The organism is Limnohabitans simekii (SeqCode) (assembly GCF_965234735.1).
GTDB lineage: Bacteria > Pseudomonadota > Gammaproteobacteria > Burkholderiales > Burkholderiaceae_C > Limnohabitans > Limnohabitans simekii.
On the sequence record NZ_OZ248540.1, the window covers coordinates 460,982 to 483,752 of the forward strand.

23 protein-coding genes, 1 tRNA gene and 1 other RNA gene are annotated in these 22,771 nt (G+C 57.9%); 16 read left to right on the plus strand and 9 right to left on the minus strand.

Annotated features, from left to right (window positions below; translation table 11 throughout):
* Genes AC8GFP_RS02370 through gyrA form a run of 3 tightly spaced genes read right to left on the minus strand, consistent with a single transcriptional unit; the run spans position 1 to position 4,678 of the window.
* The gene (locus AC8GFP_RS02370; protein WP_506609861.1) at positions 1-900 is read right to left on the minus strand and encodes a prephenate dehydrogenase; all 900 of its coding nucleotides are present in this window, start codon (positions 898-900) and stop codon (positions 1-3) included.
* The gene (pheA, locus tag AC8GFP_RS02375; RefSeq protein WP_506609863.1) at positions 897-1,991 is read right to left on the minus strand and encodes a prephenate dehydratase; all 1,095 of its coding nucleotides are present in this window, start codon (positions 1,989-1,991) and stop codon (positions 897-899) included. The genes AC8GFP_RS02370 and pheA overlap by 4 nt, the downstream gene beginning before the upstream one ends.
* Positions 1,988-4,678: a DNA gyrase subunit A gene (gene gyrA / locus AC8GFP_RS02380; protein ID WP_506609864.1), complete on the minus strand. Its 2,691-nt coding sequence runs from the start codon at positions 4,676-4,678 to the stop codon at positions 1,988-1,990. The genes pheA and gyrA overlap by 4 nt, the downstream gene beginning before the upstream one ends.
* A 165-nt stretch (positions 4,679-4,843) precedes the next feature.
* Between gyrA and ompA the strand changes: the two genes are divergently transcribed.
* The 11 genes from ompA (at position 4,844) to AC8GFP_RS02435 (ending at position 13,967) form a co-directional block, all read left to right on the plus strand.
* A complete protein-coding gene (gene ompA, locus AC8GFP_RS02385) occupies positions 4,844-5,515 on the plus strand; it encodes an outer membrane protein OmpA (protein ID WP_506609866.1) in 672 nt (223 codons plus the stop codon).
* A gap of 109 nt (positions 5,516-5,624) precedes the next feature.
* Entirely contained in the window at positions 5,625-5,930 is a 306-nt protein-coding gene (locus AC8GFP_RS02390) for a type II toxin-antitoxin system TacA family antitoxin (RefSeq protein WP_506609868.1), read from the plus strand.
* Complete coding sequence (locus AC8GFP_RS02395; protein ID WP_506609870.1) at positions 5,927-6,433, plus strand: GNAT family N-acetyltransferase; 507 nt, start codon at positions 5,927-5,929, stop codon at positions 6,431-6,433. Before AC8GFP_RS02390 ends, AC8GFP_RS02395 begins: the two co-directional genes overlap by 4 nt.
* 22 nt (positions 6,434-6,455) lie before the next feature.
* Positions 6,456-7,160, plus strand: coding sequence for a bifunctional 2-polyprenyl-6-hydroxyphenol methylase/3-demethylubiquinol 3-O-methyltransferase UbiG (gene ubiG / locus AC8GFP_RS02400; protein WP_506609872.1), 705 nt, complete (start codon positions 6,456-6,458; stop codon positions 7,158-7,160).
* Between the two features lie 65 nt (positions 7,161-7,225).
* Complete coding sequence (locus tag AC8GFP_RS02405; protein ID WP_506609874.1) at positions 7,226-7,891, plus strand: HAD family hydrolase; 666 nt, start codon at positions 7,226-7,228, stop codon at positions 7,889-7,891.
* Between the two features lie 104 nt (positions 7,892-7,995).
* Positions 7,996-8,373, plus strand: a transfer-messenger RNA (tmRNA) gene (gene ssrA / locus AC8GFP_RS02410).
* Positions 8,374-8,719: 346 nt separating this feature from the next.
* Positions 8,720-9,814 carry an MraY family glycosyltransferase gene (locus AC8GFP_RS02415; RefSeq protein ID WP_506609876.1) on the plus strand — a complete coding sequence of 365 codons (1,095 nt, stop codon included), beginning with the start codon at positions 8,720-8,722 and terminating at the stop codon, positions 9,812-9,814.
* An 89-nt stretch (positions 9,815-9,903) separates the two neighbouring features.
* Positions 9,904-10,185, plus strand: a complete 282-nt coding sequence (locus AC8GFP_RS02420; RefSeq protein ID WP_506609878.1) for a hypothetical protein — start codon at positions 9,904-9,906, stop codon at positions 10,183-10,185.
* A complete protein-coding gene (locus AC8GFP_RS02425; protein WP_506609880.1) occupies positions 10,185-10,589 on the plus strand; it encodes a hypothetical protein in 405 nt (134 codons plus the stop codon). The genes AC8GFP_RS02420 and AC8GFP_RS02425 overlap by 1 nt, the downstream gene beginning before the upstream one ends.
* Before the next feature lie 160 nt (positions 10,590-10,749).
* Positions 10,750-12,900 (plus strand): 4Fe-4S binding protein, encoded by a 2,151-nt coding sequence (locus tag AC8GFP_RS02430; RefSeq protein WP_506609882.1) that lies wholly within the window; start codon positions 10,750-10,752, stop codon positions 12,898-12,900.
* Positions 12,897-13,967 (plus strand): FAD:protein FMN transferase, encoded by a 1,071-nt coding sequence (locus AC8GFP_RS02435; RefSeq protein ID WP_506609884.1) that lies wholly within the window; start codon positions 12,897-12,899, stop codon positions 13,965-13,967. The genes AC8GFP_RS02430 and AC8GFP_RS02435 overlap by 4 nt, the downstream gene beginning before the upstream one ends.
* A gap of 52 nt (positions 13,968-14,019) precedes the next feature.
* On the opposite strand, the gene AC8GFP_RS02440 is transcribed toward AC8GFP_RS02435, so the two are convergent.
* The 3 genes from AC8GFP_RS02440 to AC8GFP_RS02450 are packed head-to-tail and all read right to left on the minus strand — an operon-like array spanning position 14,020 to position 15,862.
* Positions 14,020-14,349, minus strand: coding sequence for a nucleotidyltransferase family protein (locus AC8GFP_RS02440; protein WP_506609886.1), 330 nt, complete (start codon positions 14,347-14,349; stop codon positions 14,020-14,022).
* Positions 14,350-14,356: 7 nt separating this feature from the next.
* Positions 14,357-14,770, minus strand: coding sequence for an HI0074 family nucleotidyltransferase substrate-binding subunit (locus AC8GFP_RS02445; protein WP_506609887.1), 414 nt, complete (start codon positions 14,768-14,770; stop codon positions 14,357-14,359).
* A gap of 15 nt (positions 14,771-14,785) precedes the next feature.
* On the minus strand, positions 14,786-15,862 hold the full coding sequence (locus tag AC8GFP_RS02450) for an XdhC family protein (RefSeq protein ID WP_506609889.1): 1,077 nt from the start codon (positions 15,860-15,862) through the stop codon (positions 14,786-14,788).
* A 75-nt stretch (positions 15,863-15,937) separates the two neighbouring features.
* Between AC8GFP_RS02450 and galE the strand changes: the two genes are divergently transcribed.
* Positions 15,938-16,948: a UDP-glucose 4-epimerase GalE gene (galE, locus tag AC8GFP_RS02455; RefSeq protein WP_506609891.1), complete on the plus strand. Its 1,011-nt coding sequence runs from the start codon at positions 15,938-15,940 to the stop codon at positions 16,946-16,948.
* 19 nt (positions 16,949-16,967) lie between these two features.
* Complete coding sequence (locus AC8GFP_RS02460) at positions 16,968-17,699, plus strand: 16S rRNA pseudouridine(516) synthase (protein ID WP_506610523.1); 732 nt, start codon at positions 16,968-16,970, stop codon at positions 17,697-17,699.
* Here AC8GFP_RS02460 and AC8GFP_RS02465 read toward each other — a convergent pair.
* On the minus strand, positions 17,696-18,472 hold the full coding sequence (locus AC8GFP_RS02465; RefSeq protein WP_506609893.1) for an alpha/beta fold hydrolase: 777 nt from the start codon (positions 18,470-18,472) through the stop codon (positions 17,696-17,698). The two genes, AC8GFP_RS02460 and AC8GFP_RS02465, sit on opposite strands and share 4 nt — an antisense overlap.
* A gap of 136 nt (positions 18,473-18,608) precedes the next feature.
* Here AC8GFP_RS02465 and AC8GFP_RS02470 point away from each other — a divergent pair, with 136 nt between their 5' ends.
* From AC8GFP_RS02470 to AC8GFP_RS02480, 3 genes are all read left to right on the plus strand, one after another.
* On the plus strand, positions 18,609-19,592 hold the full coding sequence (locus tag AC8GFP_RS02470) for a hypothetical protein (RefSeq protein WP_506609895.1): 984 nt from the start codon (positions 18,609-18,611) through the stop codon (positions 19,590-19,592).
* Positions 19,593-19,624: 32 nt separating this feature from the next.
* A tRNA-Leu gene (locus AC8GFP_RS02475) sits at positions 19,625-19,716 on the plus strand.
* Between the two features lie 48 nt (positions 19,717-19,764).
* On the plus strand, positions 19,765-20,391 hold the full coding sequence (locus AC8GFP_RS02480) for a DUF6806 family protein (protein ID WP_506609897.1): 627 nt from the start codon (positions 19,765-19,767) through the stop codon (positions 20,389-20,391).
* On the opposite strand, the gene murI is transcribed toward AC8GFP_RS02480, so the two are convergent.
* Both murI and AC8GFP_RS02490 read right to left on the minus strand, forming a co-directional pair.
* Positions 20,388-21,218 (minus strand): glutamate racemase, encoded by an 831-nt coding sequence (gene murI / locus AC8GFP_RS02485; protein ID WP_506609899.1) that lies wholly within the window; start codon positions 21,216-21,218, stop codon positions 20,388-20,390. The genes AC8GFP_RS02480 and murI overlap by 4 nt on opposite strands.
* Entirely contained in the window at positions 21,215-22,768 is a 1,554-nt protein-coding gene (locus tag AC8GFP_RS02490; protein ID WP_506610525.1) for a fumarate hydratase, read from the minus strand. Before AC8GFP_RS02490 ends, murI begins: the two co-directional genes overlap by 4 nt.
* Positions 22,769-22,771 lie beyond the last annotated feature (3 nt).

Here is a 22,771-nt window from a genome sequence, read left to right on the forward strand (position 1 = left end):
TCAGTCTTCTTGGCTCTCGCCAGCCGAGCTTGCAGGCTTGCCCAGTTGCCAAGCGCTTCGGGCTTGGCTCGCTTGGGCAATCAGTGTTTGCAACTGCGCGGCGTCGCCTTGCGTGATGGCAGCTTCGAGCTGCTCCAAGGCGATGCGGAAATGCGTGGTTTGGGTCAACACCTGATGAGCATTGGCCAAGAAAATGTCGCGCCAAATGGCCGGGTCGCCAGCGGCAATGCGCGAAAAATCTCTGAAACCCGGGCCTGCCAGCTTCAAAAATTCCGCCGCTTGGGGCTGCTGCAACAAGCCATTCACCTGCGCGAACGCCAGCAAATGTGGCACATGGCTCACGGCGGCGAAAGTTTGGTCGTGCGCTTCGGGCGTCATGCTGTGAACCCGAGAGCCAATGGCTTGCCACAACGCCGTGGCGGTGGCGATTTGCGCAGGCGTGTTGTGGTCCAAGGGCGTCAGGATGAGCGCCCGGTCTTGGTAGAGCGAGGCGTCGGCATGCTCCACACCGGCTTGGGCTTTGCCAGCGATGGGGTGGGCCGGTAAAAAACAGGCCAGTTTGTCACCCATGGCGGCGCGGGCCGCGGCCACCACGTCGGTTTTGGTGGAACCCACGTCCATCACCAAACATTCAGCGCTTAAGTGCGGGGCGATATCGGCCAAACAAGCCGCGGTGTGGCTGACCGGCACGGCGATCAACACCAGGTCCGCGCCTTGCACCGCTTCGGCGGCGCTGTGGGCGGCTTGCTGAATGACGCCGCGTTGCAAAGCCTTGTCGCGCGTGGCCTGCGAAGGGCTGAAACCCACGACCTTGTCCACCAAGTGTTTGTCTTGCAGCGCCAACGCAAAGGACGCGCCCATCAGGCCGCAGCCGACCAAGCCGAGTTGCTTGAATTTCATGCGCCAACCGGGTAGGAGCCAATCACTTTGTAAAACGCGCACAGGCTTTGCAGCTCTTGCAGCGCCTTGGCCACATGCGGCTGGCTGATGTGGCCGTCGAGGTCGATGTAGAAGTAGTACTCCCACTGACCTGATTTGGCGGGGCGCGACTCGAAGCGGGTCATGGACACGCCGTTGGCTTTCAGCGGCATCAGCAGGTCGTGGACCGCGCCGGGTTTGTTGGTGACTGACACCACCAAGGAGGTGCAATCTTTGCCCGAGGCTGGCGGCGTTTCCATGGTTTGCGGCAAGCTGATGATGGCAAACCGTGTGCGGTTGTAGGCCTCGTCTTGGATGGCGTGGGCCACCACATGCAAACCAAATTCAGCGCCTGCGCGTTCGCTGGCCAGGCCTGCCCAAGTGGGGTTGGTGGCGGCCAAACGGGCGCCTTCGGCGTTGCTGGCCACGGCACGGCGCTCGGCGTGCGGCAGGTGTTTGTTCAGCCATTCTTGGCATTGGCCCAGGGCTTGCGGGTGGGCCAACACCACCTCGATGCCTTCCAAAGAAGGCGATTGGCGTAATAAGTTGTGGCGCACCAACAGGCTGACCTCACCAATCACATGCACCGGTGTGCGCAAGAACAAATCGAGGGAGCGGGCCACGGCACCTTCGGTGGAGTTCTCCACGCCCACCACACCATATTGCGCGGTGCCAGCCGTGGTGGCTTGGAACACCTCGTCAAAGTTGTTGCAGTAAATCAGCTCGGCGGCAGAGCCAAAAAACTCGATGGCTGCTTGCTCGCAAAACGTGCCCACGGGGCCAAGCACCGCCACGCGCTGTGGCGCTTCGAGGGCCAAACAGGCCGACATGATTTCGCGCCAAATGGCGGCCACGTGTTGGTTTTTCAGCGGGCCGGGGTTGAGCGATTGGATTTTCTCCAGCACCTGCGCCACGCGGTCGGGGCGGAAAAACGGCGAGCCTTCGGCGCGTTTGATGTCGCCCACCGCCTCGGCCAAATGGGCACGCTGGTTCAGCAGTTGCAGCAGTTGGCCGTCGAGTTGGTCGATCTGCACCCGCAGATCGGCCAGGGTGGGCTTGACGCCGTCGGTCATAGGGCGTCGTCGGTGGCAGCGTCGCTGTCACCCTCTTCAGCAGACTCATCGGCACCGGCTTGGGCATCGTTTTCAACGATGCGCTGCATGCCCGACAGCTTGGCGCCTTCGTCCAAACCAATGAGGGTCACGCCTTGTGTGGCACGGCCCATTTCGCGGATTTCACTGACACGCGTGCGCACCAAGACACCGCGGTCGGTGATCAGCATGATGTCGTCATCCGCATGCACCAAGGTGGCGGCCACGACACGTCCGTTGCGCTCGGATTGCTGGATGGCGATCATGCCCTTGGTGCCGCGGCCATGGCGGGTGTATTCGTCGATCGGGGTGCGTTTGCCGAAGCCGTTTTCGGTGGCGGTCAGCACACTGGTGCGGGCCATGTCGGCGCTGGCCGTGCCATCGGGCAGGGCAGGAAGATCTTGCGCGGCCACCAGCATGGCGATCACGCTTTGGCCGTCTTCAATCATCATGCCGCGCACACCACGGGCGCTGCGACCCAGCGGGCGCACATCGTTTTCGTCAAAGCGCACGGCTTTGCCGCCATCCGAGAACAGCATCACATCGTGCTTGCCGTCGGTGAGGGCTGCGCCGATCAGGAAGTCGCCATCGTCGAGGTTGACCGCGATGATGCCGCCCTTGCGCGGGTTGTTGAATTCGTCAAGCGATGTTTTCTTCACCGTGCCCATGGACGTGGCCATGAACACGTATTGGTCGGAGGGGAAGCTGCGGGAGGGGCCGGTGAGCGGCAACACCACGTTGATTTTTTCGCCTTCTTGTAAGGGGAACATGTTGACGATGGGCCGGCCGCGCGAGCCGCGTGAACCCTCGGGCACTTCCCACACTTTGAGCCAATACAAACGGCCCCGGTTGGAGAAACACAGGATGTAGTCGTGGGTGTTGCCGATGAAGAGCTGTTCAATCCAATCGTCTTCTTTGGTGGCGGTGGCTTGCTTGCCGCGACCGCCGCGTTTTTGGGCGCGGTATTCAGACAGCGGCTGGCTCTTGATGTAGCCGCTGTGGCTGAGTGTGACCACCATGTCGGTGGGCGTGATCAGGTCTTCGGTGGCCAAATCTTGGGCGTTGTGCTCGATGTGGCTGCGGCGAGCACCCAGCTTGCTTTGGCCGAACTCTTGGCGAATGGCTGTGAGTTCCTCGGCAATGATGGTCGAGACGCGTTCTGGGCGGGCCAAGATGTCGAGCAAGTCGTCAATTTCAGCCATGACTTCTTTGTACTCATTGACAATTTTGTCTTGCTCTAGGCCGGTCAGGCGCTGCAAGCGCATTTGCAAAATTTCGTGGGCCTGGGTGTCGCTCAGGCGGTAGAGGCCATCGGCGCCCATGCCGTATTGCTTTTCCAAACCGTCGGGGCGGTAGTCGTCGGCGTTGATGACGCCGCCATCGGCTTTGGCGCGGGTCAGCATGGTGCGCACCAACTGGCTGTCCCAGGGCTTGCTCATCAGCTCGGCTTTGGCCACGGGTGGTGTGGGCGCATTGCGGATGATGGCGATGAAATCGTCGATGTTGGCCAAGGCCACGGCCAAGCCTTCCAGCACATGGCCGCGTTCACGGGCTTTGCGCAGGTTGAAGATGGTGCGGCGTGTCACCACTTCGCGGCGGTGCGACAAGAAGACGGTGATCAGGTCTTTCAGGTTGCACAAACGCGGTTGGCCGTCAATCAGCGCCACCATGTTCATGCCGAAGGTGTCTTGCAGCTGGGTTTGCTTGTAGAGGTTGTTCAGCACCACCTCGGGCACGGCACCACGTTTGAGCTCAATGACCAAGCGCATACCGGATTTGTCGGACTCGTCTTGGATGTGGCTGATGTCTTCGATTTTCTTTTCGTGCACCAACTCGGCCATGCGTTCTTGCAAGGTCTTTTTGTTCACTTGGTAGGGCAGCTCGTCGACGATGATGGCCTGGCGTTGGCCACGGTCGATGTCTTCAAAATGGCACTTGGCCCGCATGACGACGCGGCCACGCCCGGTGCGGTAACCCTCTTTGACACCGCTGATGCCGTAAATGATGCCGGCGGTGGGGAAGTCGGGCGCGGGCACGATCTCCATCAGGTCGTCAATGCTCGCATCGGGGTGGCGCAGCATGTGCAAACACGCGTCCACCACTTCGTTCAGGTTGTGCGGCGGGATGTTGGTGGCCATGCCCACCGCGATACCAGCCGAGCCATTCACCAACAAATTGGGAAATTTGGCAGGCATGACCAGCGGTTCTTTTTCGCTGCCGTCGTAGTTGGGGCCGAAATTAACCGTTTCTTTGTCGAGGTCGGCCAACAGTTCGTGGGCGATTTTGGACAAGCGGATTTCGGTGTAACGCATGGCGGCGGCGTTGTCGCCGTCCACCGAGCCGAAGTTGCCCTGGCCGTCGACCAGCATGTGCCGCAAGGAAAAGTCTTGCGCCATGCGCACGATGGTGTCGTACACCGCGCTGTCGCCGTGCGGGTGGTATTTACCGATCACGTCACCGACAATGCGGGCGGATTTCTTATAGGGGCGGTTCCAGTCGTTGTTCAGTTCGTGCATCGCAAACAACACGCGGCGGTGCACAGGCTTCAGGCCGTCTCGGGCGTCGGGGAGGGCGCGTCCCACAATCACGCTCATGGCGTAATCGAGGTAGCTGCGGCGCATTTCCTCCTCTAGGCTGGTGGGAAGCGTTTCTTTGGCGAACTGGGTCATGGAGGCAGTCCAATCAGGACAGGAAAACCTGACATTTTAGGGCCTAGAAAATAGTTGCATGTTTGTCATTTCCATGTGTCATAATCAAAAGGTACTAGGGGGTAAACCATCCCCTGGCCCCGGTTTCGTTAACTTGCCCTCGACTTTTCAATAAGAAGGAATCTCATGAAAAACCTCAAAAACCTCGCAGTTGCTTTGTCCTTGTTGGGCGCAGCCACTGTTTCCACCGCTGGTGAAATCAACAACTGGGTGAATTCATCCGGTGAAGTTTGGAAAAACACCCCCGGCGAATGCTGGCGCAACAGCTCTTGGACCCCCGCCACCGCTGCCCCTGGCTGCGATGGTGCCATCGTCGAAGAGCCCAAAGCTGCTCCCGCACCTGCCCCCGCTCCAGCACCTGCACCAGCCCCGAAAGCTGAAGCCCCCGCACCAGCGCCCGCACCAGCACCCGCTCCTCCTGCACCACCTCCTGCCCCAGTGTCCACCAAGGTCACTTACGCAGCTGACGCTTTCTTCGATTTCGACAAATCTGTGTTGAAGCCTGAAGGCAAAGCCAAGTTGGACGACCTGACCGACAAAATCAAAGCCATCAACTTGGAAGTCATCATCGCGGTTGGTCACACCGACGCCGTCGGTTCTGACGACTACAACCAAAAACTGTCCATGCGCCGTTCACAAGCTGTGAAAGCCTACTTGGTCAGCAAAGGTGTCGACAAATCCCGCGTGTACACCGAAGGCAAAGGCGAGAAGCAGCCTGTGGCTGACAACAAGACCAAAGAAGGTCGCGCTAAAAACCGCCGCGTTGAAATCGAAGTGGTGGGTTCACGCAAAAACTGATCAGCAGTAAAGCTTGTTCAAACCCCGCTTCGGCGGGGTTTTTTGAGCCTGCATATTGTTGATTTCCGGCATTTTGCCGTACACTTTGAGCGCCACATAGGAGCCCTTGATGTCTGAATCTGCTGCAACCCTGACCCCCAAGCCCAAAGCCGCCTCTGCCCGTTTGGAGGCGCGTATCAGCGCAGATTTGCAGCTCAGCATCAAACGCGCCGCCGAATTACAAGGCCGCACCATCACGGACTTTGTGGTGGCGGCGGTGCAAGAGGCGGCCAGCAAAGCCATTGAACAGGCCGAGGTGATGCGTTTGTCGGTGTCGGCCCAAGAGGCCTTCGCCCAGGCGCTGATGGCGCCCCCTCCACCCAATGCCGCCTTGAAACGCGCCTTTGCCAAGCAAGCCAGGTTGATGGGCCAGTGACCAGCCCCGCTTTTTCGGTGGGCCTGTTGTCTGTGGGCCTGGACCGAAGCCAATTTCAAAGCGGCGCTCAAGCGCTGGATCAGTATTTTCAGCAGCAAGTGGGGCAGGACGTGCGCCGCCGCATCACCTCTTGTTTTGTGGCCACCAGCAAGGCCCATGGGCAGTTGGCGGGTTTCTACACCCTGGCCTCGTCCAGCATTCCCCTGAATGATTTGCCGCCATCCCTGCTGAAAAAATTACCCCGCTACCCGCAGGTGCCGGTGGTGCGCATGGGCCGATTGGCCGTGGATTTGGCGTTCAAAGGGCAGGGCTTGGGGGCCGCCCTTTTGGCCGATGCGTTGCAACGCTGTTGCCAGGCTGATATTGCAGCGTTTGCTTTGGTGGTGGACGCCAAAGACAAACAGGCCTCGGCTTTTTATGCCCACCATGGTTTCCTCGCCTTGCCCGATCAGCCGCTTTGTTTGTTCTTGCCCTTGGCCACCGCGCGGTCATTGTTGGCTTAGGCAATTCACCGACAATGCCGCCATGAACACCAACGTCGACCCCGCCGAACTGGCGAAATTCTCCGAACTGGCGCACCGCTGGTGGGATACCAACAGCGAGTTTCGACCGCTGCACCAAATCAACCCGCTGCGCCTGGACTGGATCCAAGGCTTTGTGCCCCTGAAAGACAAACACGTGCTGGACGTGGGCTGCGGCGGCGGCATCCTGAGCGACGCCATGGCGCGTGCCGGTGCACAGGTGACCGGCATCGACTTGGCGACCAAATCTTTGAAAGTGGCGCAACTGCATGCGCTGGAAACCCAAACCCCGAACGTGAGCTACCGCGAGGTGAGCGCTGAGGCTTTGGCCGCCGAGAAACCGGGCAGTTTTGACGTGGTGACCTGCATGGAAATGCTGGAGCACGTGCCCGACCCGGCGTCCATCGTGCAGGCCTGCGCCACCTTGGTCAAGCCCGGCGGCTGGGTGTTTTTCTCGACGCTGAACCGCAACCCCAAGTCGTTTTTGTTCGCCATCCTGGGCGCGGAATACGTGCTGAATTTGCTGCCCAAAGGCACGCATGAATTTGCCAAATTTATCAAGCCCAGCGAATTGGCCAACCACTGCCGCGATGCGGGCTTGAGCCTGCAAGCCAGCAAAGGCCTGCAGTACAACCCGATCACGCGGCGCTATTGGCTGGATGGCAATACGAGTGTGAATTACATGATGGGCACCCAGAAGGCGGCGTGAACACGGTTGGCGTTTTCACCAAACCTTCTTCCCCCATCCATTGACCCCCTTGCGCCCCAAGCCACATGCCACCTCTCGCACTGCCCCAAGCCATTCTGTTTGACCTCGACGGTACGCTGATTGACAGCGCCCCCGACCTGGGTGCAGCCGCCGACAAAATGCGCCTTGACCGCGGCTTGCCCTCGCTGGACTACAAGCTGTACCGCCCGATGGCTGGCGCCGGTGCGCGTGGCATGCTGCAGGTGGCGTTTGGTTTGACCCCAGACCACGCCGACTATGAAGTATTTCGCGAAGAGTTTTTGAACAATTACGAGCAGGCCATGACCGTGCGCACCACCATCTTTGAGGGCGTGCCCGAGATGCTGGACGCGCTGCAACAGCGCGGCCTGCGTTGGGGCGTGGTGACCAACAAACACCAGCGCTTCACCTTGCCCCTGACCCGCCAAATGCCGCTGTTCAACACCGCCCAAGCGGTGGTCAGTGGTGACACCATGCCGCACCCCAAGCCGCATCCCGCACCCCTGTTGGAGGCCGCGCGGATCATGGGTTTGCCGCCCGAGGCCTGTTGGTATGTGGGCGACGACGAGCGCGACATCGTGGCCGGCAAGGCTGCGGGCATGCCCACCGTGGCCGCGCACTACGGCTACCTGGGGGCGCAAGACGAGGTGCGGCAGTGGGGCGCGGACCACATCATTCAAAGCCCGTTGGCGTTGTTGGCGCTGTTGCCTTGAGATCTGAGCGCAACTGCTCTAAGCATCCGTAATCTGTTTGTGTAAAAGGGCTGGCTTTTAAAGGGCATGGGCTTTTGAACCCAGGCGCGTAGAATTGGCGTTCTGGGGCTGCATTGGTTTCGACATGGGTTCGGACGCGGCGCAGGGCATGTCGAGGTTCTGTCACCTCGTAAATCCGCAGAAAAAAACTAACTGCAAACGACGAACGTTTCGCACTCGCGGCTTAAACCCGCGAGCCTTGCAACAGTTGGCCAATAGGCTGGGCAAGGGTGGTCGCAAGACCGTCCAGGCTGCAAGGTAATTCATATCGGCTGGCTTCTCATCGGGTACCTTGGTGAGGAGCGAGAAAATAGGGTGCTGGTTTGGGGTGCAGCGTGTCGCTGCGCGGCACCTTGAATGAGAAAACAAAACAGACGACTACACATGTAGAACTGTCCGAAAAAGGCTTGTGGACGGGGGTTCAAATCCCCCCAGCTCCACCAAATGCAAGTTCAAAGGCCGCTAGGTTTCACCACCTGGCGGCTTTTTTTATTAGGTAAATCAATTACTTTCTGTATTAGGAGAGTCAATGAGTTCCATCGACAGCCAACATCAAACGGGGAGCATTTGAGTTATTTGTTTGCCCAATTGGATTCAACATGTTGACTGACACAAAGTCCAAAAACGCTAAATGACTGGGTAATCCTCCCCTTGCAAGAAAGGATGATTACCCTTTCGCAACAAATCCTTGATGCTGGACGTCAAGTGCATCAATTTGTAGTCAGTTTTTATGATTAGAATCTGATTGTTTTGGATATATCCTCTGCTTCTGAATAACTGGCCTTGTTTATGGAATTTTTCTACCAATTTCCCTTCGCCATCTCTATGGCTTTTTTGGTGTCCATCACGGTGTCGCTGTTGCTGGTATGTACCAAAAGTTGGCATGGCAAGTTTTCCTTGGACTTTACCCAAGGCATACAAAAGTTTCATATCCATCCCACGCCGCGTGTGGGCGGAATCGCAATCGTGTTCGGCGTGGTCATGGCCTATGGCACCTCGACTCCTGACAGACAAGCGTTTTTAGGACCCTTGTTGTTGGCGGGCATGCCCGCCTTTGTGTTTGGTTTGGCCGAAGATGTCACCAAGCAAGTCTCGGTGTTGGCGCGTTTGCTGGCCACCATGCTCTCCGGCGCTTTGGGTTGGTGGATCACCCATGTGTCAATCACCCATGTTGACATCTACTTGGTAGATGTGCTCCTGTCCAACTTATTCATATCCGTGCTGTTCACGGCGTTTGCCATCGGCGGCGTGGCCAACGCCATCAATGTGATCGATGGTTTCCACGGCTTGGCCAGTGGCATGGTTTTGTTGGGCCTGACCGGCGTAGCTTGGATCGCTATGAATGTGGGTGACATCAACTTGGCCTACGCCTGCATTTCCATCGCTGCGGCCATGCTGGGCTTTTTCGTCGTCAACTGGCCCTTGGGCAAAATTTTCTTGGGCGATGGGGGCTCGTATTTCGGGGGGTTCGCCTTGGCCTGGGTGGCCGTGCTAATGGTGGAGCGCAACACCCAAGTGACGCCTTTTGCCGCCTTGCTGATTTGCATCTACCCGGTGGTGGAGGTCTTGTTCAGCATCTACCGCAGACGCCTGAAAAAAGCCAACCCTGGCCAGCCCGACAAACAACATTTGCACAGCCTGATCATGCGCCGCTATGTGCGGCGCAAAGTGCCTGTCGCTTGGCAAAACCCGGTCACGGGTTTGGTCTTGGCCCTCATGACCGTGCCTGCGGTGCTGATGGCCTTTTATTTCCAACATTCCGCCGCTGGCGCTGCACTGGCTTGTTTGGGCTTCATGTTGGGCTATGTGGGCATTTATGCACGGATTGTTCGCCGCCACTGGTGTTCGCCCATATCGTTTCTGTTCGTTAAGCCCAGTTATTGAGGTCTGTGGACTAGAAGAACTGCCAGCTGAGCAGTTGACAGACACGGCTCCACAGGATATCTTTAAGATATCTAATTGGAGATGACAGCATGACAGCCGCTACTGCTCAAATTGCTTTTCGCTACCGCCCGCAGGACAGTGCAACAGGTGTGACCCGCACCACCGCCAAGCGCTTGGCTCAAGCGCTTGGCGTGGATGAAACCCAAGTGATTCATCTGGCCTTGCATGAACTCGCCACCAAAGTCCTCCCTCAATACCAAGCGGACGAGGGGGCGCTCACCAAAACCCAAATCAGCCACATCCAAAAATCAGCACCTAAGGCCAAGGGTGTTCGGGTGCGAAGTAGTCTCTTTGACATAGAAAGCAGCTGATGCGGTGGTGGCCAGAGCCCACTGCAGGCGAAATCGCCTGGTGTCACTTCCCTGACCATGTGCATCCAAAGCCCAAACCGCGTCCTGGCCTGATCACCTTCACCAAAGAAGACGATGAGGGCAGGTTTTTTGTGAGCGTGGCCTACGGAACGAGTCAAAAAACGGATCGCCTCTACAGCGGCGAATTTCGCATCACCAAGAGCGAGCATCCCACCGCTTACGCCAATGCAGGTCTGAACTACGACACCAAGTTTGATTTGAGCAAGATGCTCGAGCTCCCCAACAACGACGATTATTTTTCGGTTCCGCCCCACGCACCGCATGGGCAGTCGCCCAAATTGGGCAGCTTGCACCCAAGCATGGTGCGGATCGCTGCCAGTGCGTTTGCTGCCTCGCGCAAGTAGCACCCTACCGCATGCAAAAGTTGATCTGGCCTTTGCGTTGAAATACAAAAAGCAGGGAAGTCCCTCTCATGAATGCCCGTCCTTCTAGGCTATAACCCTGTCCAGTTACAGGTTTTCTCTCATGCATAAAAAAATATTCAGAGCCTGCGGGCTCTTTTTTTTGGCCTTTTGGGGGGCCAGCCAAGTCGCCACGGCGGGCATGCTGCTCAAGCCGGACTTGGAAAAAATGTTCGGCGAGCAGTTCATTGTGGGCGACATCCAGCCCGGAATGCCGCTGTGGCCGCTGTTTGCCAGGAACCCGCCAGCGGTTGAAGCGCCTGAAACCACCGACACCGCCGCCACCAAACCCATCCTCATGGGCTACGCCTTCGAGACCGTCGACTTTGAACCGGTGCGCGGCTACGGTGGCAAGCCGATCAACGTCTTGGTGGTGATGGATTTGCAGGGCAAATTTTTAGCGTCCAAATTGTTGGACCACAAAGAGCCCTTGTTTCGCTCCGAGGTGCGCACCGACATCTTGACCAAATTCGCAGAGCAATACACGGGCCTGACCACCAAACACAATATTCAAATTTACGGCTTTCAGGCCACGCCGTTTCGCGATGACAAAACCGCCAACTTGCATGGCATCCAAGCGGGCACGGTGACGGCCAAGGCGATCGACAAAACCATCCTCTTGTCTGCGGCGTCTGTGGCATTGGCGCATGAAGAGGCAGCTGCCACCGGTGGCATTGCCGGGGCCGTGGCCAGCACTGGCGTCAAAGGTCCGCAAAAAGGCGTGAACGAACACCCGGCCAAACTCACTTGGCAACAGATGTTGACGCGCGGCATGGTGAGTGAACAAAGCTTCACACGTGCAGACCTGGAACGCCCCTTTGCAGGCACGAAAGGCGAGGGCGCCGACAAACTCGCGGCCAACGCGCCGAACGAAACCGCACTCACCGTGCATGTGGCCTTGGTGAGCTTGCCGGTGATTGGTCGCAATTTGTTGGACGAAGAAGGCTGGCGTTTGCTCAGCACCAACCGCCGCACCGCTCAAGCGATTGCGGTGATGGAGTCGGGCCCGATGGCACGCATGTCTTACGAGAGCCAGCGCATGGTGCAAGAGTTGCCCTTCACCTTGAAGCAAAACGGCCAAGAGCTGAGCTTTCGCGCCATGTCTTACGACAAGGGCATGGCCATGCCGGGCTACCCCGATGTGAACGGGCGTGTGCACTTCCTCATCATCAACAACGCCACGCCGCTCGACCCCACACAAGCCTTTGAATTGAACCTGACCTGGGGCCGTCGCTACGGCAGTTTTCCCACGCAAGTGGTGAAGGTGGCGTTTCCACTCGACTACAAATTCAACGGCTGGCGCACCGCGGTGTCGAATGTGTGGGACACGGATTGGTCCAGCTGGAGTTGGTACCAAGCCTGGCAAGACCGCATTTGGGAAATCGTGGCACTGCTGGCCGGTTTGGTGGTGCTGACCACCGGTCTCATCATGCAAAAACGCCTCAGCGCCAACACCAAGCGTTTCAAGTTGTTGCGTGCCGCGTACTTGTTGTTCACCTTGGGCTTCATCGGTTGGTATGCACAAGGGCAGCTCACCATCGTCAACATCACGGCGGCCCTGGACGAATTGCTAGCCGGTGGTGACCTGAGCTTTTTCATGAACGACCCGATCTCGGTGATTCTGTGGTTGTTCGTAGCAGGCACTTTGCTGGTGTGGGGGCGTGGCACGTTTTGCGGCTGGTTGTGTCCGTTTGGGGCGCTGCAAGAACTCATCAGCATGGTCACGCAAGCCGTGGGCATTCGCCAGCGGCGCTTGAGAACCGCCATCGATGCCAAGCTGAAGTGGATCAAATACGTTGTGCTGGCCGTCATCGTCGGCTCGGTGTGGGCGTCTCCCTCGTTCGCCGAAGTGGCCGTGGAAATCGAACCCTTCAAAACCGCCATCAGCTTGTACTTTGTGCGCGAGTGGCCTTATGTGTTGTGGGCTATTGCCTGCGTGGCCCTCAGTGTGTTTGTCTACCGTGGCTACTGCCGCTACATCTGCCCATTGGGCGCGGCCTTGGCCGCCACCAATGTGTTGCAACGCTGGTCGTGGATTCCACGCCGCGAAGCCTGTGGCACACCCTGCCAAACTTGCCGCCACCGCTGCGAATACCAAGCCATTGAACCCACTGGCAAGGTGAATTACAGCGAGTGCTTCCAGTGCCTGGACTGCGTCTCCATCTACCAAGACGACCAACGCTGCTTGCCGCTGATTCAACACCGCAAAGACGGCTCGACCTTTATTCCCATTCACGCAGGAGCAACAGCATGAGCATGCAACGACGTCAATGGATGAAGATGGGCTTGGGCTTGGGGCTCGGTGGAGCAGCGGCTTTGGCAAGAGCTGAGCAGGGCAACTTGGTCTGGCACGAACGCGCCTTGATCGGCTTTGGCACCACCCTGTGGCTGCGTGCAGGCCACGCCAATGTGGCGCAGCTTGATGCCGCCTTGGACGCCGCTGTGAAGGCGCTGCGCGATGTGGAAACCGAGATGAGTTTGTTCAACCCAGACAGCGCCGTGTCACGCTTGAACGCCACGGGTGTGTTGCACAAACCAAGTGCGCATCTGCGTTCGGTGTTGCGTTTGTCGGCTCAGGTGTCGCGCCGCAGTGCCGGGGCCTTCGATATTTCCATGCAACCCTTGTGGAAGGTGTGGGCCGAGGCGCAAGCCGCACAACAATTGCCTGCCAAGCGTGCCGTGGCACAGGCGCAAAAACACGTGAACTGGCAAGCGGTGGAAGTGACCCCAGATGCCGTGCGCTTGAACCTCAAAGGCATGGGTGTGTCGCTCAACGGCATCGCGCAAGGCTACGCCGCCGATGTGGTGAAAGCGGTGTTGCAAGCGCATGGCATAGCCCACGCGCAAATTGACGCGGGTGAAACCGCCTTGCTGGGCCAAGCGCCTGGCGGCAAGCCCTGGACCTTGGCTGTGGAGGATGTGGCGCTGACCCACAAAGCCATACAAGTTCAACCGCGAAGGTCTGCATCAACCGAACAGCTTCATCTTGCGAACAAAGAGGCCCTGTTGAATCAACCTGTTTTGCAAATGGATGGCCGCGCCATCGCCACTTCTTCAGACGCCCACACAGCTTTCAGCGCGGACCATCTGCACCACCACATCCTGAACCCGCACACCGGCTATTCGCCAGCGCATTGGGCTTCGGTGTCGGTGCTGGCCCCCAGTTGTGTGCTGGCCGATGCCCTCACCAAAGTCTTCTTCATGCAGTCGCCGCAGCAACTGCACGCCACCGCCAAAGCCTGGGGTGTGGACGTGCTGGCGCAGCGCAAGAGCGGGGAGTGGGTCGCGACGGCGGGTGTCAAACAGTTACGGACTTTATAGCTGTGGCATGCTTTCATCCCCTGCAAAATAGCAACCCAGCAAACGAAGCTAATCAGAGAGAGGCATCCTGAATCACCACGTAGTGATTCCTGATAATTTGTTTGAAGTTTTCAGTCAATTCAGACCAAACAACCAAGTCCACCTTGAAGTTCAAGTCTGAATCGCTAAACGCTTCACGCAGATCTGCGCTTGTTACCAATGGCAAGGCTTCCTCGCCCATCACCACCAAATCCAAATCAGAATAAGGCTTGTGCTTGGGCGTTGCCCGAGAGCCAAAGACCCAAACCTCTCTCTCGGGAACGAGGGTTTGCAAAATGCTTCGCACTATCTGAAGTTCTTCTGCTGTGAGTTGCAAAGTCAATTCATTTTCGGCATCCATCATTGTGTTCTCAGATTTGCCGAAGTTCTAGTTGCTCCGCTAAATACCGAGCTTCGTGAATAAAGTCTGGGATCACTTGAACCACGGTTTGCGCAATATCCTCGTCATAGGTATGGCTGGTTTTCGCTCTCATTTCTCGAAATAATTTCCACGCCGACCAATCGCTCTTGAGAATGGACAGTTCATTGCCAGTCCGAATCAAATCAGCAAAGGGCATGGCGTCAAATATTTCGGGGTTCGGGGAAGTCATTTCTAGATGCCGCTTGAGCATCTTGTGGCTGATCTCATAGGTGAATTCGTACCGCTGTATCAAGCCATCCCGAATTTGCAAGTCACGCACATCTAACAAGTAGCGCTGGTAGCCTTCATCCAAGCGCCCCAAGGCCTTGTGCAGCGTACTCAGATCCAGTTTGTTACTCGCCATGATGTCGCCTTCGCATCAAGGCCGAATGCCACACACCAACACGCCCGGGTCGTTGTGCGCAATCTCTTGGGTGTTTTTCGCGTAAGCCACATCCATGTCGCGCGGTAAGGGAACGCCGTTTTTCACGGCCAACACCTCGGCCATGATGCTCACCGCAATTTCCGCTGGCGTTTTGCTGCCGATGTAAATGCCAATCGGGCCGCGCAAACGCTCCAGCTCTTCTTCGGTTTTGTCCAAATGCTCGATCATGCGTTGACGACGCGCATCGTTGTTGCGGCGTGAACCAATCGCGCCCACATAAAACGCATCCGTCTCCAGCGCCTCTAGCAGCGCCAGGTCGTCCAGCTTGGGGTCGTGCGTCAAGGCAATCACGCAGCTGCGGCGGTCGGGTTTGAAGCCGATCACCACATCGTCGGGCATGTCTTTGGTCAGCGCCACATTGGGCACGCCCCAAGCGCCGCTGTATTCCTCGCGCGGGTCGCAGACCGTGACAGCAAAGCCATTGAACAAGGCCATGGTGGCCAGGTACTCGGTGAGCTGCCCTGCGCCAATCAGCAACATGCGGTACTCGGGGCCAAAGGTATTCACCAACTGCACATCGTCAATGCTGAGTTCGGTGGGCGTGTCGCTGGGGTGTTGTGACACCGCGCCCGTGTCCAGCACCGTGGTGCGTTGCATCAGCTGGCCGGTTTCCAAGGACTTCACCAAGCCGTCAAGCATTGGCGCGTCGGGGTCGAACTCCAACAGCAGTTCCAAGGTGCCGCCACAAGGCAGACCAAAGCGATGTGCTTCGTCGGCGGTGATGCCGTATTTCACGCGCTGCGGTGCGCCGCTGGGGATGGTGGTTTCTTGGTCGGGTTGCGCGGCTTGGCCCACGGCATAGGCTTGGGTGAAGCGGTAAATCAAATCGTCTTCGATGCAACCACCCGACACCGAGCCCACCACCGCGCCTGTTTCGCACAAGGCCATGATGGAACCAATGGGGCGCGGCGACGAACCCCAGGTGCGAACAACCGTGGCCAACAAAGCCCGTTTGCCCTCTTGCCGCCAGTTGCGCAGTGTGCGCAACACCATGACATCAATGTTTTCCATAAGCGCTACTTTAACGGCTTGCAGGGCCCAGGGACCCGCATGCTAAAGTTTGCAACCCTTTGAAACAAACCCCCTATGAAACTGCTTCTCACTGGTGGCACCGGCTACATCGGCAGCCACACCGCTGTGGTCTTGTCGCAAGCCGGACACGAGGTGATCTTGCTGGACAACTTCAGCAACAGCAAACAGGCTGTGTTGGGTCGGCTTGAAACCATCTTGGGCCACGCCTTGCCCTTTGTGCAAGCCGATGTGCTCGATACAGAGAAAGTGACACAAGTATTGCAAACGCATGACATTCAAGCCGTGGTGCATTTCGCGGGCTTGAAAGCCGTGGGCGAGTCGGTGGCACAACCTCTGAACTATTTTGCAAACAATCTGCAGGGCACATTGTCCTTGTTGCAAGCCATGCAAGTCGCACAGGTGCACCAGCTCGTCTTCAGCAGCAGCGCCACCGTGTACGGCGAACCGCAATACCTGCCTTTGGATGAACAGCACCCCACCTCGGCCACCAACCCCTATGGCCGCACCAAACTGCACATTGAAGAAATGCTGTACGACCTGTCTGCCTCCAACCCGGCTTGGCGCATCGCGTGTTTGCGTTACTTCAACCCGGTGGGTGCGCACGACAGCGGCTTGATTGGCGAGGACCCGAACGGCATCCCCAACAACCTCATGCCCTTTGTGGCGCAAGTTGCAGCTGGCCTTCGACCTGCAGTGCAAGTGTTCGGTAACGACTACGACACGCCCGACGGCACCGGTGTGCGGGACTACATCCACGTCATGGACCTGGCGCAAGGCCACCTGGCCGCCTTGCACTTTTTACAAGCACAAACCGGTTGGCATGCCATCAACTTGGGCACTGGCGAAGGCCACAGCGTGCTGGAAATGGTGAAAGCCTTCGAGGCTGCCAGTGGCAAACCCGTGGCCTTCAACATCGTGCCCCGCCGACCCGGTGATGTGGCGAGTTGTTATGCCAAGGTGGACAAGGCCCAAACCTTGCTCAATTGGCAAGCCAGTCGGGGCTTGCCACAAATGTGCGAAGACGCCTGGCGAGCGCAGCAACGCAACATGCCATCAACCAATTGAAGTTGGCCGTTTGAAATCCATCAGTTTTCCCGACCTGCTGTTTTCCCAAGGCTTTGGCACCCGCCGCATTTGCGCAGGTCTGGTGCAACAAGGCTTGGTGAAATGCGACTGGGGCGATGGCCTGCAACTTGTTGACGACAGCGAATCCATCGAGCCCACCGATGGCATGGCATTTCAAGTGCAAGGCGTGGATTGGCAGTACCACGCCAAGGCCTATGTGTTGTTGCACAAACCAGCGGGCACCGAGTGCTCGCACAAACCCTCCACCTGGCCGAGCGTCTACAGCTTGTTGCCCTCTCCTTTGCGCCAACGTCCCGCCAAAACAGGTTTGCAAGGTGTGCAAGCCGTGGGCCGCTTGGACCAAGACACCACCGGCATGTTGTTGCTGAGTGACGATGGGCAATTCATCCACCGCATGAGCTCACCCAAGCACCATGTGCCCAAGGTTTATGAGCTCATCACCGAAGACCCCTTGAACGAGCAAGCCGTTCAAAAACTTTTGCAAGGCGTGGTGTTGAACGACGACCCCAAGCCCGTGAAAGCCGCGGCCTGTGTGTTGACCGGCAGCCACCAGATGCAACTCACCCTGACCGAAGGCAAGTACCACCAGGTCAAGCGCATGTTGGCCGCTGTGGGCCACAAAGTGGTGGGTTTGCACCGCGCCCGCATGGGGGGCTTGAGCCTGCCACCCGACCTGGCACCGGGTCAGTGGCGCTGGCTCTCAGCAGCTGATTTGTCGATGCTGCGTTAAGGCCCGTCTTTTAAAAACAACTTGACGAGCTCTAGGCTCATCTCGGCCTGCTCGCGGTAAGGCGAATGCCCGCAGTCTTGCAACACCTCGCGTTGCACCCTGCCTGCGGTGCGCAAGTCGTCAATGTGCCGCATGCTGCCGTAAGCGTCATCCACGCCTTGCATGGCCAGCACGGGGGCGGTGATGTTCAAGCAGTCTGCATGAATGTCAAAGTGGCTGAACGGCTCGGACAACCAGACATCGTTCCATTGCCAAAACGCGCCATCCACATCCTTGTGAAATCGCTTGAGGCGCTCGCGCAAATCGGTTTTTTCATAGGCCACCCGCGCGGCTTGAATGGCCTTCACCGACTTGTCTTCCACCATCAGGTGCGGGGCCATCACGATGCAAGCCGTGACTTCAAACCGCGCCGCGTGCAAGAGCGCGATGCTGCCGCCATCTGAATGCCCCAACAACACGGGCTTGTGCACACCCCATTGGTCAAGCAGCGCGGGCAACACGGCCCAAGCCTCTTGGTGCATGTAGTCGGCGGCCAAGCGGTTGACGCCGCGCACATCGGGGATGCTGTCGGATTGGCCATAACCGCGCCGGGAATACACCCAGCCTGCGCGGCCCGTGGCTTGGCAGACTTGTTTGGGCCAGTCGCCCGTGCGGGTTTGCCACATCGCCACCGACCCCAAGCCCTCGTGCAAAAAAACGATGGGTGCCAAGCCCGCAGACCCCGGGATCTGCTGAACCTCCAACGCCACGCCGTTGACCACAGATGTTTTCATGCGGTGATGTTAAGGGCCGTATCAACGCACTATGAACCCAAAGGTTCATATTTCTGCCATCTGTCCTCAAGAAAACCAGCATAGACTCACACTTGCACATGAAGTATATTTTTTGATTTTGAAACCCGATTAACCCATGGATGAGCCGGTTCGAGACGATGCTGCCCATTTGAAAAGCCTGCGCTTGGCCGCAGACTTGGACCACGCACAACTGGCCTTGATGGTCAATTTGTCGGCGGCACAAGTGCGGCAACTCGAAGAAGATGGCGACTCGCTGTTTTATTCGCCGCAAATCAAAGCCCAGTCTTTGCGTCGCGTCATCCGCACCTTGGAAAACGCCTCGCAAGAACCCCAGACCGTGGCTTCCATCGAGCCGCCTGCGCCGCGCAGTTCTGCCAGTGTCATCGACGACATCATTCGCTTGTCTGAAAAAAACCTGAAGAGCCAAGTGGTGCATTCCGACGTGCGCCGTCCTGGCGGTTCTTGGCCCAAGCTGCTGGGCACCTGGGGTTTGGCCGCCTTGTTGTTGGGGCTGGGCCTGTGGCAATACAACCGCCACAACAGCCAAGCGCTTTACGAAGAATGGGTGGAGCCCATCACCGGCAAAGTGTTGCCCGCACCGCCAACCGCCACAACAGAAGAAGTTCCTGCGGTGGTGCCTGAGGTCATCGCTGCTGCGCCTGCTCCAACGCAGGCGGTTGTCGTCCCCCCATCTGCCAAAGAAACAACGGCCAAAGAAACAGCAGCCAAAGAAACAACTTCCACAGAAACGGCAGCCACCAAAAACCCAGCAGCTGCAAGCACAGCAAGTGCTGCTGATTGCGCCAACATCACCTCAGCACCCGTCACCGTCACATCCGTCTCGCCCAACAAACCTGGCAGCTATGTCTACTTGGTAGCCAACAAAGCCACCACGGTGTGTGTGGACGATGGCAAAAACAAACGGAACTTGGTCACACTCACGCCGGGCGCTGGTCGCAGCATCCATGGATCACCCCCTTGGACCATTGCGACTTCAGAGTTCAAATCGGTGCAGGTCTATTTTCAAGGCGCCAAGGTGTGGGTGCCGCCCGAAGCGGGCTCGCGTATTTATTTGAAAGAACTGCCGATATCACCCTGAAGTTTTGACACAATACACCGCTTGCAACACTCGCCCGAGTGGTGAAATTGGTAGACACAGCGGACTTAAAATCCGCCGCTTGCTGAGAGGCGGCGTACCGGTTCGATTCCGGTCTCGGGCACCATCTTTTTCCCATATTCCCAATGCATGAAGCCACTGCTATCATGCTTTCATGTCGAAATACACCACCACCTTTGAGATCCATGTGCATGGCACCGTGCCATTGCGCGAGGAGGTCACATTCGAGCAAATCCAAGACGCCTTGCGCTCTATTTGGATGTATGCCGGTGCCCGTTCATTGAGTGAAGGTGCCGACAGTTTTTACGAAGAAGAGCCGGGCATCCGTTTCGACGAAAACGACCACCTGCTGCAAATTTGCTGGACCATCAAAGGCGAAGACGACTTCCGCCAAGCCTTGGACGACATGTGCATGGGCTTGAACGACCTCACCTTCACGGGCGCGGCGCTTGAAGTGACTTTTTACGATTCTGAATTCGACGAAGAAGACGAAGCGCAAGGCCGTGAATCCCGCGACGATTTCCTCATGCTGTTTGTCGGCCCCACGCCCGCGGCCATCATGCAGGTGCAACGCGACCTCTTGGTGCAAGACATGGTGAACCTGATGGAGCGGCATTTCGACGCCTCCGAACTCACCGATGTGGTGCTGGAAGTGGACAAGCTGTTCAGCAAGCGATTTGATTCTTTGGTCAGTTCCTTGGAAATCAGCAAGCCCCCGCGTGGTTCGGGCGGCGCAGGCAGTTCAGGCCACGGTGGCCGCAGACCCCGTCATTTGCACTAGGCCAACGTGGCCACGTGCCAAGGTTCTTGGCGTTCACCCAACCACATTTGAGCCGCGTGCTGCAAATTCTGTGCGTCACCAGTGGCGAACAAATTCACACCACCTTCACCTGAGGTTTGCAACAAGCCCAGGTCTGACAACACCTTGTGCGTGTGTCGCGCCACCGGCGCACCGGTTTCCACCATCTGCACATCGGGGCCCACCAAGGCGCGTAATTCCTTCATGGCGAAAGGATAGTGGGTACAGCCCAGCACCAGCACATCCATTTGTCCGGCTTGTGTGCCAAACGCGCCCATGGCCTGCACGTATTTTTCACACAGTGCAGCCACTGCGTTGTTGTCGGCGTGTTGCCATTGCTGCTCGATCGCATCGGCCAAACCTTCACACGCTTGCAATACAAACGCAACATCTGTTGGCAAACCACGCAGCAAGCTTTGAAACTTCTCGCTCTTCAAGGTGCCCGCTGTCGCCATCACGCCCACGCGTTGCGTGTGGCTCATGGCCGCTGCAGGTTTGATGGCGGGTTCCACGCCGAACATCGGCAGTTCTGGGTAGGCGCTGCGCATGTTCTGAATGGCCACGGCGGTGGCGGTGTTGCAAGCCACCACCAGCGCTTTGACTTGATGTTGCTTGCGCATGAGGTGCAGCAAATGATCAGCGCGTTGTTGCACGAAGTCGGCATCGCGCTCGCCATACGGCGCATGGCTGCTGTCGGCCACATACACAAACTGTTCGTGCGGCATCTGCGCTTGCAGCGCTTTCAAAATGCTCAAGCCGCCCACGCCGCTGTCAAACACGCCGATGGGCGAGGCCTTGTCCAGCTTCACTGGGCTTTGACCTCGATGCCCTTGAACTCACCCGTGGCGATGCGCTTGGACCACTCGGCGGGGCCGGTGATGTGGGCGCTGGTGCCACCTGCGTCTACCGCCACCGTGACGGGCATGTCCACCACATCAAACTCGTAAATCGCTTCCATGCCCAGATCTGCAAAGCCCACCACCTCGGCGTGTTTGATGGCTTTGGACACCAGGTAGGCCGCGCCACCCACAGCCATCAGGTAGGCGCTTTTGTGTTTTTGAATCGCTTCAATGGCAGTAGGTCCGCGCTCGGCCTTGCCCACCATGCTGATGAGGCCGGTTTGCGCCAACATCATCTCGGTGAACTTGTCCATGCGGGTGGCGGTGGTCGGGCCTGCGGGGCCCACGGCTTCTTCGCCCACCGGGTCCACAGGCCCGACGTAATAAATGACCCGGTTGGTGAAGTCCACCGGCAGCTTTTCGCCCTTGGCCAGCATGTCTTGAATGCGTTTGTGCGCGGCATCGCGGCCGGTGAGCATCTTGCCATTGAGCAACAAGGTTTGGCCCGGCTTCCAGCTGGCCACTTCGGCTTTGGTCAGGGTGTTCAAGTCCACGCGTTGGCTCTTTTGCGTGTCGGGTGTCCAGTTGACGTTGGGCCACAAATCAAGCGAGGGTGGGTCTAGGTACACCGGCCCCGAGCCGTCCATCACAAAGTGTGCATGGCGGGTGGCCGCGCAGTTGGGAATCATGGCGATGGGCTTGCTGGCCGCATGCGTGGGGTACATCTTGATCTTCACATCCAACACAGTGGTGAGGCCGCCCAAGCCTTGTGCGCCAATGCCTAAGGCGTTGACCTTGTGATAAAGCTCCAAGCGCAGTTCTTCCACTTGGCTTAAGGCTGATCCTTGGCTGGACTTCTCTAGCAGTTGGTACATGTCGAGGTCGTCCATCAGGCTTTCTTTGGCCATCAGCACGGCTTTTTCTGCGGTGCCGCCAATGCCAATGCCCAGCATGCCCGGCGGGCACCAACCCGCACCCATGGTGGGCACGGTTTTCAGCACCCAATCGACCACGCTGTCACTAGGGTTCAACATGTACATCTTCGATTTGTTTTCGCTGCCCCCACCTTTGGCCGCCACCGTGATGTCGAGTTTATTGCCGGGAACGAGTTCGGTGAAGATGACCGCAGGCGTGTTGTCTTTCGTGTTTTTGCGGGCGAACTGCGGGTCGGCCACCACGGATGCACGCAGCGTGTTGTCCGGGTGGTTGTAGCCTCGGCGCACACCTTCGTTGATGGCGTCATCCACACTGCCGCTGAAGCCTTCCCAGCGCACATCCATGCCGATCTTCAAAAACACATTGACGATGCCTGTGTCTTGGCAAATCGGGCGGTGACCCGTGGCGCTCATCTTGCTGTTGGTCAAGATTTGCGCAATCGCGTCTTTCGCGGCCGGGCTTTGCTCGCGCTCGTAGGCGCGGGCCAGGTGGGCGATGTAGTCGGCAGGGTGGTAGTAACTGATGTATTGCAGTGCAGCGGCTACCGATTCAATCAGGTCTTCTTGGCGGATGGTGGTCATGATGAA